Genomic DNA, 14,928 nt, shown 5'->3' on the forward strand with positions numbered 1-14,928 from the left:
ACGCTTCCCCTCCTCACCCCCCTGCTCTAAGGCGGCGGGATGACCGATGCCGCCACGCCAGCCGCCCAGAGCTGGAAAGTCACCCTGCCCTGCACCCGCGCCGAGGCCGAGGCGGTCGATGGCGACATCGCCGCCTTCGCGCTGATGGAGCATCCGCCGGTGCTGATGACCAGCGAGGTGGACGAGGACGCGGGGCTCTGGCGACTGGATGCCTATTTCGAGGGAAAGCCCGGCGCGGCCGCGATCAGGCTGCTCAGGACGCTGGTGCCGAGCGCGGCAGGCGCGAAGCCGGTCGTCGAGGCGCTGCCCGACGAGGATTGGGTGACGATGAGCCAGCAAGGGCTGGAGCCCGTCACCGCCGGCCGTTTCCATATCCGTAACATCGCCGCCGATCCCGAACTGCCCGGCCATGTGAACCTGCTGATCGAGGCGGGACGCGCCTTCGGCACCGGGCAGCATGAAACGACGGCTGGCTGCCTCGCCATGCTCGACCGGATGCGGCGGGTGGGGATGCGCTTGCGCAACGTCGCGGATATCGGGACCGGCACCGGGCTGCTTGCCTTCGCCGCGCTCAACCTGTGGCCGCGCGCCTATGCCATCGCGTCGGACATCGACCCCGTCGCGGTGGAGATCAGCGCCGACAATGCGCGCGCCAATGGCGTGCTGCTGGGCGATGGACCGGGGCGGCTGGCGCTGGTGACGGCGGCGGGGAGCAATCACCCGGCGCTGATCGGGCGCGCGCCCTATGATCTGCTGATCGCCAACATCCTCGCCGGCCCGCTGATCGAACTGGCGCCCTCGCTCTGCGCGCTGGTGGAGGACGGCGGAACGATCCTGCTCGCCGGACTGCTGAACGAGCAGGCGGACGCCGTCCTCGCCGCCTATCGCGCGCAAGGGATGCGCCTTGCCGAGCGCAGCGACCGGGGCGACTGGCCGACCTTGCGGCTGCGCAAGCGCCCCCGTATCGGCTGGAAGCGACCCAGGCGGCTCAATCCGGCGGCGCGCGGCGAAGCGCCCGGCTTCGGCAGCATCTGACGAGAGGGAAACGGATCATGGCGACGACACGGCGGACAATCCTCCACGATATCTATGGCGCGCCCTATGAAAGCGTTGCGGTGGTGACCGAGGACGCGGGCCGGAAGCCCGGTATCCTGCTCCTCCCCAACGTGCTCGGCATCAAGGACGCCGATGTCGCCTATGCGGAGAAGGTCGCCGCGCTGGGCTACAACGTCCTGGTCGCCGACGTCTTCGGCCAGGGCAACCGCGCCACCCGCGCCGATCCCGACCCGGCGCGCTTCATGAACGTGCTGAACGCCGACCGGGCGCTGTTGCGCGCGCGTGTCGCCGCCGCACTCGACCTGCTCAAGGCACTGCCGGAAGTGGATGCCACGCGCACCGCCGCGATCGGTTTCTGCTTCGGCGGCAAATGCGTGCTCGACCTCGCCCGCTCGGGCGCAGACATGGCGGGCGGGGTCAGCTTCCATGGCGTCTATGACGCGCCGCCCTTCCCCAATGCGACGATCACCGCCAAGCTGCTGATCTGCCACGGCTGGGACGACCCGATTGCGCCGCCCGAGGCGACGGTTGCGCTGGCAAAGGAACTGACCGAAGCGGGCTGCGACTGGCAGATACACGCCTATGGGCATACCGGCCACGCCTTCACCGATCATGCGGTGAACATGCCGGACAAGGGGCTGGCCTATAATGCCGACGCGGACCGGCGCAGCTTCCGGGCGATGGCCGATTTCCTCAGCGAACTGTTCGGGTAGGGTATCAGATCATCCTCCCCTGCAAGGGGAGGTGGCAGGCGAAGCCTGACGGAGGGGTGTCACGTTCTCGATAGCGGGACACCCCTCCACCACTTCGTGGTCCCCCTCCCCTTGCAGGGGAGGATATTGGAGGCGCCACTCACGCTCTCGGTATCCGCCGCGCGCTCGCGAGATGGTGGGCGTGGGTGATGGCGACGGCGAGCGCGTCGGCGGCGTCCGGCCCGGCGATCTTCGCGCCGGGCAGCAGCCGCTGCACCATGGCATGCACCTGATCCTTCGACGCATTGCCGACGCCGACGACCGATTTCTTGACCAGCCGCGCGGCATATTCGCCGACCTCCATGCCCGATCGCGACGCCGCGAGCAGCACGACGCCCCGCGCCTGCCCCAGCTTCAGCGTCGATTGCGGATTGACGTTGACGAACACCTCCTCGACCGCCGCGCCGTCCGGCTTATGCTCCAGAATAAGGTCGGTCAGCGCCAGGTCGATCGCGAGCAGCCGCGTCGCCAGCGCCATCTCCGCGTCGGTCTTGATCTGGCCGTTTGCGATGTGGGTCAGGCGGTTGCCATCGACGGCGATGATGCCCCAGCCCGTCGTGCCGAGGCCAGGGTCGAGACCGAGGAGGATCATGATTTTCCAGCAATAAGCCCCTCCCCTTCAGGGGAGGGGTTGGGGTGGGGCCAGCGGTCCGGCAGAATTTCGAGCTGGGTCATGATTTGCTTCAGGACGCCCTCCAAATTACGAGCAACATCCTCATTACTAAACCGTAGCATGTGGACGTCCAACTCAGCCAACGCAGCGTCGCGCGCCTCATCGACATCATCATGATGCGTGTCCCCATCAACCTCGACAGCAAAGCTCTTCGCGGGGCAAAAGAAGTCAACGATATACTTGCCAATTACGTGCTGCCGGCGAAACTTATAGCCTAATTGAGATCGGGAAAGGCAGCGCCACAGGATGACCTCAAACGGTGTCGCCTCGTGGCGCATCTGCGCTGCCCTCTCAAGCAATCGCGGGTCTTGCGCCATTTCCCCACCCCAACCCCTCCCTTGAAGGGGAGGGGCTTTTCAGTAGCTCAACCCAATTTCTCCATCACCGCGTCGGACACTTCGTAATTGCCCCAGACGGTCTGGACGTCGTCGTCATCCTCCAGCGTGTCGACCAGCTTCATCAGCGTGCCGGCGTTGCTTTCGTCGACCTCGACGGTGGTGGTCGGCTTCCAGGCGAGCTTGGCGCTGTCCGCCGCGCCGAGCTTCGCCTCAAGCGCCTTGGCGACTTCGTGCAGCGCGTCCATCGCAGTCCAGATTTCATGCTCCTCCTCGTTGGAGGAGACGTCGTCCGCGCCCGCCTCCAGCGCCGCCTCGAACACCGCGTCGGCGTCGCCCGCGCTCGCCGGATAGGTGATGAGGCCCAGCCGTTCGAAGCCATGGCTCACCGCGCCCGACGCGCCCAGGTTGCCGCCATTCTTGGAAAAGGCGGTGCGGACATTGGTCGCGGTGCGGTTGCGGTTGTCGGTCAGCGCTTCCACGATGATGGCGACGCCGCCGGGGCCATAGCCCTCGTAGCGCACCTCTTCGTAATTCTCCATGTCGCCGCCCGACGCCTTGTCGATCGCGCGCTGGATATTGTCCTTGGGCATGGACTGCGCCTTGGCCGCGTTGACCGCCAGGCGCAGGCGCGGGTTCATGTCCGGGTCGGGCATCCCCATCTTCGCCGCGACGGTGATTTCGCGGCTCAGCTTGGAGAACATCGAGGAACGCTTCTTGTCCTGCGCGCCCTTGCGATGCATGATGTTCTTGAATTTGGAATGGCCGGCCACGGCCTTCTCCTGACATATCTGTGGGAACCGAAGCGCGCTCTCTAGCGAGCGCTTGCCGGTCCCGCAACGGTCAGTAGATAATAGCCGTCCCCGACGCCGAGACCATCAGCATCGAACCATTGGACCCGATCACCTCATAGTCCAGATCGACGCCCACGACGGCATTCGCGCCTAGCGTCGCGGCGCGCATCCGCATTTCGCCCAGCGCCTGATCGCGCGCCCTCTGCAGCACATCCTCATAGGCGCCCGACCGGCCGCCCACGATGTCGCGGACGCTGGCGAAGAGGTCGCGGAACAGGTTCGCGCCCACGATCACCTCGCCGGTGACGACGCCGAGATATTCCTTCGCCGGCCGCCCTTCCAGCCGGCTGGTGGTGCTGACGATCATCTCGGACATGGGCGCTCTCCTGCTGCTGCTCAGTGCCTCTTATTCCATACCCAGCGCGGCGAGGTAAGTCTGAAGGATCGCCTCCATCTCCTGCCGGTCGTGCGGCTGCATCTTCCGCAGGCGGATGATCTGGCGCATGATCTTCACGTCATAGCCGGTCGCCTTGGCTTCCAGATAGACGTCCTTGATGTCGTCGCCGATGCCCTTCTTCTCTTCCTCCAGCCGCTCGATGCGCTCGATCAGAAGCCGTAGCTGGTCGGCGGCGACGTTGCCCTCGCTCATGTGTCATTCTCCGTCTGTGAATCGGGTTGGCGGACGCCTCTAATGATTGTCGGCGTTCTTCGCCACACTCTCCTTCATGCGGGCGATCTGCTCGGGTGTCGCTTCCCCCTGATACTTGGCCTTCCACTCGGCAAAGGGCATTCCGTGAATGATCTCGCGCGCCTCGTCGCGGCTCAGCGCACCGTCGGCTTGGGCGATCCAGTCGGCCAGGCAATTGCGGCAGAAGCCCGCGGTCCCCATCAGGTCGATATTCTCCACATCGGTGCGATGCTGCAAATGCGCGACCAGACGGCGGAAGGCGGTTGCAGCCACCGCGTCTGTGAGTATGGTGTCGGCCATCGGCGATCCTTTCGCTGAAATACATCATCCTGTCGTGCAGCACGGATAACCCATAACGACGCCCTGACAAGGTTCAGGGACGATCATGACGGCCAGGAGCATCAATGTCGAAACTGCCACCCCGCTCCCGCAAGGTCCGCATCCTTGCGACGCTTGGTCCGGCGAGCGACAGCGCGGAGATGATCCGGGCGCTGTTCGTCGCCGGCGCGGACGCCTTCCGCATCAATATGAGCCATGGCGCGCATGAGGATCATGCCAAGCGCATCGCCACCATCCGCGAGCTGGAAAAGGAATTCCATCGCCCGACGACGATCTTGGGCGACCTGCAAGGGCCCAAGCTCCGCGTCGGCACGTTCGATAAGGGGCTGGCCATCCTGGAAACGGGTGCGCCCTTCATCCTTGACCGCGACGAGACCCCCGGCAATGCGCGGCGCGTCAACCTGCCCCACCCGGAAATCTACGCCGCTCTGGTGCCCGAGACCCGGCTGCTGCTCGACGACGGCAAGCTGGTGCTGCGGGTCAAGGCCGTGACGGACGACCGGATCGACACCATTGTCGAGGTCGGCGGCACCCTGTCCAACCGCAAGGGCGTGAACGTCCCCGACGTGGTCGTCCCCGTCCCCGCGCTCACCGACAAGGACCGGCGCGACCTCAGCTTTGCGATGCAACAAGGGTGCGACTGGATTGCGCTCAGCTTCGTGCAACGGCCCGAGGATCTGGCCGAGGCGCGCAAGCTGATGGGCGGCTATGGCGCGCTTATGGCGAAGATCGAGAAGCCGTCGGCCGTCCACCGGCTGGAGGAGATTGTCGAGCTGGCCGACGGCGTGATGGTGGCGCGCGGCGACCTCGGCGTCGAACTGCCGCCCCATGCCGTGCCGCCGCTTCAGAAGCAGATCGTCGCCACCGCGCGTCGGCTGGGGCGGCCGGTGGTGGTCGCGACCCAGATGCTCGAATCGATGATCAAGTCCCCCTCCCCCACCCGCGCCGAAGTGTCGGACGTGGCGACGGCGGTCTATGATGGCGCGGACGCGATCATGCTGTCGGCCGAGACGGCGGCGGGCGACTGGCCGGTCGAGGCGGTCGCCATGATGGACGCCATCGCGCATAGCGTCGAGCGCGATCCCGGCTATTTCGGCCGGCTGCACTATACCGAAACGCGGCCCGACCCGACCACCGCCGACGCGCTGGCCGAGGCGGCCGGCGGCATCGTGTCGGTGGTGGGGGCGAGCGCCATCACCTGCTTCACCTCCTCAGGCAGCACCGTGCGCCGCGTCGCGCGCGAGCGCCCCTCCGCCCCCATCCTGGCGCTGACCCCGCGCTCCGACACCGCGCGCAAGCTTGGCCTCACCTGGGGCGTCCATGCGGTGCGGACGAAGGATATCGGCACGTTCGAGGAGATGATCGGCAAGGCCCGCCGCATGGCGCTGCGCCACGCGATGGTCGAAAAGGGCGGCAAGATCGTCGTGCTGGCCGGCGTGCCGTTCGGAACGCCCGGCTCTACCAACGTGCTGCACGTCGCCGCGATCCGGGGTGACGAACTCAAGGGCCGGGACGACAATCCGACCTTTTAGAGCATCGAGCGTCAAATCCCAATCACTGCCGTTCGGTTCGAGTAGCTTTCGAGCGAAGTCGAGAAAGCGTATCGAGAACGTTTGCGAAGACTTCTCAACGGACGGTTCTCGACCTTGCTCGAACCTGCTCGAAGCGAACGGATCAGATTAAAGGCGCGATGATCTAAGCCGCGGCAGCGCAACGCGAAAAGCGCCCGATCACAAGACCGGGCGCTTGGCGCTTCTTCAACCAAGACCGCCGCCGCATCGGCGGCAGCGCGACGCTTCAGCCCTGGCGGGCCTTGAAGCGGCGGTTGGTCTTGTTGATGACATAAGTGCGGCCGCGACGGCGGATCACGCGGTTGTCCCGGTGGCGGCCCTTGAGCGACTTGAGCGAGTTGCGGATCTTCATGGCTATCGGCCTTTGATGAATCAGGTGTCGTCGGAAAATCGAAGCGCAGCCCCTATGGGCGGGGCGGGGCGAAGTCAAGGGCGACCGGCCGCTTTTCGCCGCCGTTCATCGCCGATGCAGCCAGTCCATGGCTTTGCGCGTTGTGCGGGATCATGCCCGCCGCGCCGTGTTAAGGCGGATGCCCGTTGGAGTGAAACCATGTCGAAGCGCCTGATCCTCGCCGCCGCCCTCGCCCTGCCGCTCGCCGCCTGCGCCACCACCGCGCCGCCGGTCGAGGTCACGCGCTTCCACATCGGCAATCCAGCCCGATCCGGCACCATCGCAGTCGAGGAAATGCCGGGCAATCCCGATGTCAGCCTGGAATTCCGCACCTATGCCGACGCCGTGGCGCAGGAATGGCAGCGCGCCGGCTTCACGCCGGTCGCCACCGGCACTCCCAGCGACTATGTCGCGCTGGTGAGCTTCCGGCGCGGTTTCCGCCCGTCTGGCGTCGACCGTAGCGGCAATCCGGTCAGCGTCGGCGTGGGCGGCGGCGTCGGCGGCGGCAGCCGGGGCGGCAGTTTCGGCGGGCTTGGCCTTGGCATCGGCATAAACCTGTCGGGGAAGCCCAAGGATATCGTGTCGACCGAGTTGCAGGTCCAGCTGCGACGCCGCGCCGATTCGCAAACGATCTGGGAAGGCCGCGCCATGACCGAGGCAAAGCAAGGCACGCCCGCTGCCCAGCCCGCCATGGCCGCGCAGAAACTCGCCGCCGCGTTGATCCGGGGCTATCCGGGCGAGTCGGGCCGCACTATGATCGTCAAATGAGCATTTCCATTTCGAGCGGCTTCGACAGCGGCAATATTCGCGTTCTTTCCATCACCGATATGAGCGACGGCGGTGTCCGGGCGGAACTGGAGATCGTCGCCGATCATCGGAGCGACTTCTATCAATGGTTCCACTTCCGCGTCGCCAATGCGGCCGGGCGGGAGGTCGAACTGGCGATCGTCAACTGCGCCGGCTCGGCTTATCCCGACGGCTGGAAAAACTATCGCGCGCGCGTCAGCGAGGATCGGGAGAACTGGTTCCTCGCCGACACCGACTATGCCGACGGCACGCTCACGATTCGGCTGGCGCCCGACAGCAATGTCGCCTGGGTCGCCTATTTCGCGCCCTATTCGATGGAGCGGCACCATGACCTCATCGCCTGGGCCGCAAGCCAGCCGGGCGTTGCCCACCGCGAACTGGGGCTGACGCTAGACGGCCAGCCGCTCGACCTGCTGACGATCGGCGACGGGCCGAAGCAGGTGTGGCTCTACGCCCGCCAGCATCCGGGCGAGACGATGGCGGAGTGGTGGATGGAGGGCGCGCTGGAGCGCCTGTGCGACGAAGAGGATGCCGTCGCCCGCCTGCTGCGGCAAAAGGCGACCTTCCATGTCGTTCCGAACATGAACCCGGATGGCAGCCGCCGCGGGCACCTCCGCACCAATGCGGCGGGCGTCAACCTCAATCGCGAATGGCATGACCCGACGCCGCAGCGCAGCCCCGAAGTGCTGCTGGTGCGCGATGCGATGGACGCGACCGGCGTCGATTTCGCGATGGACGTGCATGGCGACGAGGCGATTCCCGCGGTGTTCCTCGCCGGGTTCGAAGGCATCCCGTCGCTGACCGAGGAGCAGACCCGGCTCTACGCCCGCTATCGCGACACGCTTGCGGCGCGGACGCCCGATTTTCAGACGAAGCTCGGCTATCCGACCACGCCGGCGGGCAAGGCGAACCTGTCCATGTCGACCAACCAGATCGCCGAACGCTTCGGCGCGGTGGCGATGACGCTGGAAATGCCGTTCAAGGACAATGACGACCTGCCCGACGCCGACTATGGCTGGTCCCCTGCCCGCTCGATCCAGCTCGCCAAGGATTGCCTGGCGGTGCTGGCCGAGATGATCGACGAGGTTTGAGCGACAACGGGTTCATCCCACCCCCGTTCGTGCTGAGCCTGTCGAAGCACGCGCGCGCCCTTCGACAGGCTCAGGGCGAACGGGTGAAAGGCATTGTTACTTCCAATCAAACGCCAACGGCGCTTCCTTGAAGGCAAAGCGGTCGAGATGATCGGCGACCACTTGCTGGAACCGCCCGACATCGGCCTCCGGCGTCGGCTCCAGCGTTACGATCAGCGCATCGGGCGCCGCCTCCATGCGGAGCGTTCCCATCGGAAACGCGATCGCGCTTTTCTCCGCGTCGAAGCTGACCTCGAACTTGTGGCTCCAATGTTTTGAAAGCTGCTGGAGATAGCGGCTGGCATGGGCGGTGGGAACGGTTGCGGTAACGGCCATGGGTCAGAGCCTTTCGATCTTGGTGGCGGCTTCGTCGATCAGGGCGGCGACATCGAACAGGGTCTGTTCGTCCGCCCCTTCCTTTTCCAGCCGGTTCTGGAGCGCGAAGCGCAGATTGTGCATCGCCCGGCGCACCGGGCCGCCGTCCGTCCGCTCCGCTTTCTTCGCCAGCGCCGCGAGCCGGCCGAGCGCCGCCTCCAGCTCCGCCTTGCGCTCGGCAAGCTGCGCCATGCCCGCATCGGTGATGGCGAAGCGCTTGCGGCTGCCTTCCCCCGGCTGCTCGGCGATCAGTTCCATGTCCGCGAGCAGGGTCAGCGTCGGATAGACGACGCCGGGGCTCGGCGCGTAAGCCTCGCCCGACAGCGCCTCGATCGCGCGGATCAGCTCATAGCCGTGGCGCGGCTCGTCGGCGATCAGCTTCAGGAGGATGAGCCGCAGCGCATCATTGTCGAACATGCGGCGGCGTCCGCCGCCCGGCCCGCCCCGGCCCCCGCCGCGCGGCCCGTTCCGGCCGAAAGCATCGTCGCCCATCGGCCTCGAACCGAATCCATGGGGGAAAGCGAAATGGCCGCTATGGCCGCGAAAAGCGCGATGATGGCGCATCTGGATAAATCCTGTCTGTTTCATGATGCGTCTAGATATATCTTAAAAATTAGCCGCGTCAAGAATTACGATATATCTTTATCAATCTTGCGATAGTCCGCTAGTCGGCCGGCGTCAGCACCGCGACCGCCCCGCCCGATGGTGCGAGCGTCAGCGCCAGCGATCCCCGCGCCTCGACCGCGCCCGTCCGCAGGCTGTTCATGTCCGCCCCGTCCTGCCACAGCCGCGCGCGCCAGCGCTTTCCCGCCCCGAGTGCATCGAGCGGCACGCGCACCTTCCACCCGCTTTCATTGGTCATCGCGCCGATATACCAGGTCGCCCCTTTGCGCCGCGCGATCACGACATGCTCGCCGATCGCGCCGGAGAGGAACCGGGTCTCGTCCCAGTTCGCCGGAACGTCCTTCAGGAAATCCGAACCCGGCGTCAGCGCGCCATCCGCGCCGATATAGGAATCCGGGCTGTCCGCCAGCATCACGAAGGGGCTGTCGTAAACGACATACATGGCCAGCGCCTGCCCCCGCGTAGTCTGGACGAAGGGCCGCTTCAGCCGCACCTCGCCGGCGAACTCGGCCGGCGACACCGCATGAAAGCCGCCCGGCGTATAGTCCATCGGCCCCAACAGCCCGCGCGTGAAGGGCAAGGTGACATTGTGCGTCGCAGTGATGCGTGTGCCAAACTTGTTATATTCCGCGCCCAGCACCCCTTCCTGCGTCATATAATTGGGCCATGTCCGCGCGAGGCCGTCGGGCGGATAGGCGCCGTGCAGGTCGACCATCAGCCGGCTTTTCGCCGCCGTCGACAGGATGCGGTGATAGAAGGCGACCATCTCCTGGTCGTTGCGGTCCATGAAATCGACCTTGATCCCCTTGATCCCCCAGGCCGCATAGAGGGCGAGCGCGTCGTCCATCTGCCGCTCCAGCTGCTTCCATTGCAGCCAGACCCACAAGGACACACCCCGCTCCTGCGCGTAGCGGACGAGGCCGGGCAGATCGACCGCCGGGATCGGCACGGTCACGTCGGCGGGCGTGGGCGCTTCGCTGCTGCCCTTGTACCAGCCCTCGTCGATCAGGACATATTCAAGGCCCATCTTCTGCGCGAAGTCGATATAGGCCTTGTAGGTCGCGGTGTTGACGCCCGGCTGCGGCACATCGACCGCCCAGCCGTTCCACCAGTCCCAAGCCGCCTTGCCCGGCCTGATCCAGCTTGTGTCGGCGATCTTCGATGGCTCGGCGAGCAGGCTGATGAGGTTGGACGGGATGAGGTCGCCCGGCGTATCGCCCAGCATCATCACGCGCCACGGCGTCACCAGCGGCCCGTCGCTGAGCGACGCGCGCACCGCCGTCTTGAAGCCCGCGCCGTCCTGCGCATTGTCGGTGCGCGTCGTCAGGCTGATGTTGACGCCCAGGCCCCCGTCGCCGCGCCGCCGGAAATAGGCCCCGGCATAATCGCGCTTGTCGGCTTCCGCGAGCGCGAAGGTCGCCCCACCTTTCCCCGTGCTGCACAGCAGGGGCGCGTCATAGAGGTGGAAGCTCCGCATCCGCGACGCCTTGACCGGGTCATACTCGAACTCATGGCTGTTCGCATGGACGCCCGCATTGGCGCCCCAGCAATCATAGTCCGCCGGAAAGTAGAAGCCCGTGGTTTCCCAATAGACGTCGATCGCCTTGAACCGATCCTGCGGCGGCACGACGAAGCGATAGGCAACGCCATCGGCATAGGCGCGCGCGATCAGGTCGAACACCACCCCGTCGGCCCTGCGCTTAAGGTGCAGCGTCACCTGCTCATAGCGGTCGGGCACCTGCGCCGCCTTGCCGACGACCGGGCGATAGATGTCGTCCACGCTGGCGCGCTCGGTGCCGACGACCTCCAGGTCGCTTCCGCCCAGCGGCCCCTGGCTGGTGACCATGCCGATCGGCGAGGGCGAGAGCAAAGCCCGCCCGTCGCGTGACACGGTATAGCGGAGCTTCCCATCGGCAACGCTCAGGTCGATGCGGTTCCGCTGGTCGGGACTGGCGAGCCCAATATCGCTCGCCGGCTGCGCTATGGCCCCGGTCACGCCCGCGAAAGCGGCGGCGGCATAGAGGATGTTCCGCATCGTCTCTCCCATCTTGTTAGCGCTACCGTAGCGGCGGCGGCGCGGCTGACAAGAGGGACGAAAAAAGTGGCGGCGGCGCGCGGCAGGTCCAGTGTCGGCTGGACCTGGCGCGCACCACCGCCAGTCAAGGGGAAGGACGACCCCGCAAGGGAGGGCCGCCCTTCATCGTTATAGCGTGCGTTTAGAAGTCGATCTTCGCCCCCACCCGCATGAAGCGGCCCATGATGTTCGGACCGGCGAAAGCGGGGTTGTAGTTGAAGATGCCATAGGCCGCGTTCACGTCCACCGGCGCCTTGATGTCGAACACATTGAGGACGTTCGCATAGAGGGTGAAGTGGTCGTTGATCTTCTGGTTGATCGTCAGGTCGACGTTCCAGATATCCTTGGTCTTGCACTGCACCGGCGTCCCGTCCTCATAGGAAATAAGGCCGAGATCGACGTTGCCGGTGCAATCGCCCTTGGTCATGCCATAGTCGATCTGCGCCGTGTCCACGCCCTTGGTATAATAGGCGGTGACCGTAACCGACGTGTCCTTGTACGTCAGCGTGTTCTGCCAGTTCGCCCGCAGCTTGGGCGCGCCCGAGCAGCTGGTGATGTTGCAGGGGCTGAGCGTACCGTCATAGCGCAGCTTACTGCCGCCGTCGTTCAGCTTGTATTTCAGCAGGTAGGATGCATCCAGCGAGCTGGTCCAAGTGACGTCGGGCGACAGCGCATAGTTGGCGTTGATGCCGAAATCGATGCCGCTCACCGTCTGCGAATTGGCGTTCTGGTAGGACGTCTGGATGAACCCCAACAGCGGCAGCGCGCCTGGATTGTCGTTGCTGGGCGTGCCCGCAATGACGGTCGCGCCCGGAATGTCGACCACGCCATTGTTGAGATAGTAGGCGTTTTCATAAGGCGACGTATCGGTGATGCCGACGATCAGATCCTTGATCTTGATATGCCAGAAATCGACGTTGAACGCGACGTTGCGGATCGGTTCGAACACGAAACCGGCGGTGAAGGAGGTCGACTTTTCCGGGTCCAGCTGCGCGTTGCCCGACTGGGTCAGGCCGACGCTGTAATCGCCCGTGACATAAGGCGCATTGGGTCCGCCATGCGCGGCGCAGAAGGCCGCATAGGTTTCGCAATTGATCCGCCGCGTGACATAGCCGGTGGTCGGCAGCCCGAACGCTTCGTTGAAGCTCGGGATGCGGAAGCCCTTCGAGAAGGTGCCGCGCACGACCAGTTCGGGGATCGGCGTGAACTTGACCCCGATCTTGGGCGAGAAATTCTCTTGGCCCGTCGAATATTTGTCGTACCGGCCCGACGCCGTCAGCTCCAGCTGGTCCAGAACCGGGGCCTGAAGCTCGAAGAAGGCCGACTTGACGTTACGTGACCCTTCGGCACCCACCGCGTTGATCGAATAATAGCGATCATAGGGATTTTCGTCGTTCGCCGGGTTGGCCGACGGCGAATCGATCGATTCCTTGCGGTAGGCGATGCCGACCGCCGCCTGGAAAGGACCGCCGGGCAGCTGGAACAAGTCCTTCGCCAGCGTGCCCTGCACCTGCCACAGCTTCGACTTGGAGGTGGTCACGCTCTGCGGCGCGATATAGTCCCAGACTTCCTGCGAGTTCGACATCGGATCGAGGAAGTTGAACGCACCGGTCGCCGCCACGTCCATCACCCGCTGCGGGATGATATAATTGTCCTGGAACCGCTTCAGCCGCACTTCGGACGCGGTGAAGTTGACGCCGTAGCGCCAGTCGTCGGCGAAGCTGCCGTCGATCCCGGCAACCGCCCGCAGCGCGCGGGTGCGCGTCTCGTCGGTGCGGGCATAGGGCGATCGGATCAGAACCTGCGCGCGCTGCCCGGCGGCGGCATAGGGATTGTTGGGGTTGAGTACGCCGTTGGCCGCGGTGCAGCCGGTGCCCAGCGCATCGAAGGTTCCTTGCCCCGAAGCGCAGGTATAGACCGGCAGCAGCACATTATAGGCGGGCGGCGTCAGACCGCTCGGCGAAGCGGCCGGCGTTCCGTTGAAGCCAAGCGGCGTCAGCGTCGCCAGCGTGTTGGTCTGGTAATAGGTGCCCATCGCGTAGAATTGGGCATTGTCGCCCAGATTGGCGGTGATGCGTCCAGTCAGGCCATAGCGTTCGATGCGCGGCTGAAGCATCTGATAGTCGTTCTGGTAATCGACTTCGCACACGCCCTGCGCCGGCGCAGAGGGCGAGGTGCCGATATTGGGGTTGAGCGGATAGTCGCCGCAACCCAGCGATGGATTGAGGTAGGAGAAGCGGCCCGCCCCCACATTGGACCCGGTCGCGACCGGCCGCACCAGCCCGATACCGGGGATGGAAAACAGCCCGTTGAACGTCCCCGATTCCGCCGTGTAGCCGTTCCAGTTATGGTTCGCCATGCAGCTGCCGGACTCGTTGCAGATGCGCTGCAAGTCCGTCGAATTATAAGGATAGCCCCGCTCGCGCGCATAGAGCGCGTCCGACTTCTGATATTCGCCCGACAGATAGACGTTGAATCCCTGGTCGGCCAGGTCGCCATAGCCCACGGTCAGGTCGATGCGGCGCTCGCCCGCGTCGCCGCGATCGGAAATGCCGGCCGACGCATTGGCGTGGATGCCTTGGATCTGCTTCTTGGTGATGACGTTGATGACGCCCGCGATCGCGTCCGCGCCATAGGTGGACGACGCGCCGTCGCGCAGCACTTCGATCCGCTCGATGATCGCGTTGGGAATGCTGTTCAAGTCGACGAAATTGCGCTGTCCGTCGTCCGCCAGCGGATAGGGGGCAAGCCGCATCCCGTCGACGATCGACAGCGTGTTCTGCACCGTCAGGCCGCGCAGCGCCGGGGCGTTCGCGCCGGCCGCGAAGTTGCTGCCGGTGTTCCAGCCGCTCGAAATCGTGCCCGCGCCATTGGCGCTCAACCGCTGGAGCGCTTCGGACGCGGTGTTGAGCCCGCGCTGCTGGAGGCTTTCGGCCGACAGCACGGTGACGGGCGATGCCGTCTCGCGCGCCGTCTGACGCAGGATCGATCCGGTGACGACGATCGTGTCGCCTTCCTCGGCATCGGCCCCCTGCGGCGCCTGGTCCTGCGCGTATGCCGCGCCATGCGCCAACATGGCGCTCAAAATGACAGGCGCCACGCCCGCGCGCAGGCGCGCGCTGATCTTCGATTTTTTCAAGGTCCAGTCCCTTTTCTGGATGGGCGGATGATGCCCGTTTGCAACCCGTGCGACCGCGAAGAACCGCGGATAGGGACAGACTGCGCCGCCAGCGGGAACGGGTAAACTGATGTATGTTATCGATTTTACCGTGTAAATTCAGATGGTTGTAATTTTACAACAGTAAAATAAAGGGTTAAC

The 14,928-nt window shown here is 65.2% G+C and carries 16 protein-coding genes; 5 read left to right on the forward strand and 11 right to left on the reverse strand.

Features of this window, described 5'->3' with window-relative positions; genetic code table 11:
* The first annotated feature begins 39 nt into the window (after positions 1 to 39).
* Positions 40 to 1,035 (forward strand): 50S ribosomal protein L11 methyltransferase, encoded by a 996-nt coding sequence (locus ACETPF_RS05640; protein WP_373933342.1) that lies wholly within the window; start codon positions 40 to 42, stop codon positions 1,033 to 1,035.
* Positions 1,036 to 1,052: 17 nt separating this feature from the next.
* The gene (locus ACETPF_RS05645) at positions 1,053 to 1,769 is read left to right on the forward strand and encodes a dienelactone hydrolase family protein (protein WP_373933344.1); all 717 of its coding nucleotides are present in this window, start codon (positions 1,053 to 1,055) and stop codon (positions 1,767 to 1,769) included.
* A 139-nt stretch (positions 1,770 to 1,908) separates the two neighbouring features.
* On the opposite strand, the gene ruvC is transcribed toward ACETPF_RS05645, so the two are convergent.
* From ruvC to ACETPF_RS05675, 6 genes are all read right to left on the reverse strand, one after another.
* Positions 1,909 to 2,400 (reverse strand): crossover junction endodeoxyribonuclease RuvC, encoded by a 492-nt coding sequence (ruvC, locus tag ACETPF_RS05650; RefSeq protein ID WP_373933345.1) that lies wholly within the window; start codon positions 2,398 to 2,400, stop codon positions 1,909 to 1,911.
* Positions 2,397 to 2,798 carry an endonuclease domain-containing protein gene (locus ACETPF_RS05655; RefSeq protein ID WP_373933347.1) on the reverse strand — a complete coding sequence of 134 codons (402 nt, stop codon included), beginning with the start codon at positions 2,796 to 2,798 and terminating at the stop codon, positions 2,397 to 2,399. Before ACETPF_RS05655 ends, ruvC begins: the two co-directional genes overlap by 4 nt.
* A 47-nt stretch (positions 2,799 to 2,845) precedes the next feature.
* Entirely contained in the window at positions 2,846 to 3,589 is a 744-nt protein-coding gene (locus tag ACETPF_RS05660) for a YebC/PmpR family DNA-binding transcriptional regulator (RefSeq protein WP_373933348.1), read from the reverse strand.
* A gap of 70 nt (positions 3,590 to 3,659) precedes the next feature.
* The gene (locus tag ACETPF_RS05665) at positions 3,660 to 3,986 is read right to left on the reverse strand and encodes a heavy metal-binding domain-containing protein (protein WP_373933349.1); all 327 of its coding nucleotides are present in this window, start codon (positions 3,984 to 3,986) and stop codon (positions 3,660 to 3,662) included.
* A gap of 30 nt (positions 3,987 to 4,016) precedes the next feature.
* Positions 4,017 to 4,259 carry a DUF2312 domain-containing protein gene (locus ACETPF_RS05670; protein WP_328277403.1) on the reverse strand — a complete coding sequence of 81 codons (243 nt, stop codon included), beginning with the start codon at positions 4,257 to 4,259 and terminating at the stop codon, positions 4,017 to 4,019.
* 39 nt (positions 4,260 to 4,298) lie between these two features.
* Positions 4,299 to 4,598: a DUF1244 domain-containing protein gene (locus tag ACETPF_RS05675; RefSeq protein WP_373933350.1), complete on the reverse strand. Its 300-nt coding sequence runs from the start codon at positions 4,596 to 4,598 to the stop codon at positions 4,299 to 4,301.
* A 104-nt stretch (positions 4,599 to 4,702) separates the two neighbouring features.
* Here ACETPF_RS05675 and pyk point away from each other — a divergent pair, with 104 nt between their 5' ends.
* Positions 4,703 to 6,169: a pyruvate kinase gene (gene pyk, locus ACETPF_RS05680; RefSeq protein ID WP_373933351.1), complete on the forward strand. Its 1,467-nt coding sequence runs from the start codon at positions 4,703 to 4,705 to the stop codon at positions 6,167 to 6,169.
* Positions 6,170 to 6,434: 265 nt separating this feature from the next.
* Here the strand turns inward: pyk and ykgO are convergent, their stop codons facing one another.
* On the reverse strand, positions 6,435 to 6,560 hold the full coding sequence (ykgO, locus tag ACETPF_RS05685; protein WP_004210176.1) for a type B 50S ribosomal protein L36: 126 nt from the start codon (positions 6,558 to 6,560) through the stop codon (positions 6,435 to 6,437).
* Between the two features lie 198 nt (positions 6,561 to 6,758).
* Between ykgO and ACETPF_RS05690 the strand changes: the two genes are divergently transcribed.
* Both ACETPF_RS05690 and ACETPF_RS05695 read left to right on the forward strand, forming a co-directional pair.
* The gene (locus tag ACETPF_RS05690; RefSeq protein ID WP_373933352.1) at positions 6,759 to 7,367 is read left to right on the forward strand and encodes a hypothetical protein; all 609 of its coding nucleotides are present in this window, start codon (positions 6,759 to 6,761) and stop codon (positions 7,365 to 7,367) included.
* On the forward strand, positions 7,364 to 8,497 hold the full coding sequence (locus ACETPF_RS05695) for a M14 family metallopeptidase (protein WP_373933353.1): 1,134 nt from the start codon (positions 7,364 to 7,366) through the stop codon (positions 8,495 to 8,497). The genes ACETPF_RS05690 and ACETPF_RS05695 overlap by 4 nt, the downstream gene beginning before the upstream one ends.
* Before the next feature lie 96 nt (positions 8,498 to 8,593).
* Here ACETPF_RS05695 and ACETPF_RS05700 read toward each other — a convergent pair whose 3' ends face one another.
* The 4 genes from ACETPF_RS05700 to ACETPF_RS05715 all read right to left on the reverse strand — a co-directional run bounded on the left by ACETPF_RS05700 (position 8,594) and on the right by ACETPF_RS05715 (position 14,748).
* A complete protein-coding gene (locus tag ACETPF_RS05700) occupies positions 8,594 to 8,872 on the reverse strand; it encodes a DUF2218 domain-containing protein (protein WP_373933354.1) in 279 nt (92 codons plus the stop codon).
* Between the two features lie 3 nt (positions 8,873 to 8,875).
* Positions 8,876 to 9,475, reverse strand: coding sequence for a PadR family transcriptional regulator (locus tag ACETPF_RS05705; protein ID WP_373933522.1), 600 nt, complete (start codon positions 9,473 to 9,475; stop codon positions 8,876 to 8,878).
* A gap of 100 nt (positions 9,476 to 9,575) precedes the next feature.
* On the reverse strand, positions 9,576 to 11,570 hold the full coding sequence (locus tag ACETPF_RS05710) for a glycoside hydrolase family 97 protein (RefSeq protein WP_373933356.1): 1,995 nt from the start codon (positions 11,568 to 11,570) through the stop codon (positions 9,576 to 9,578).
* A gap of 181 nt (positions 11,571 to 11,751) precedes the next feature.
* Entirely contained in the window at positions 11,752 to 14,748 is a 2,997-nt protein-coding gene (locus ACETPF_RS05715) for a TonB-dependent receptor plug domain-containing protein (RefSeq protein WP_373933357.1), read from the reverse strand.
* Between the last annotated feature and the right edge of the window lie 180 nt (positions 14,749 to 14,928).

The sequence above is a fragment of the Sphingobium agrisoli genome (genome assembly GCF_041877245.1).
GTDB lineage: Bacteria > Pseudomonadota > Alphaproteobacteria > Sphingomonadales > Sphingomonadaceae > Sphingobium.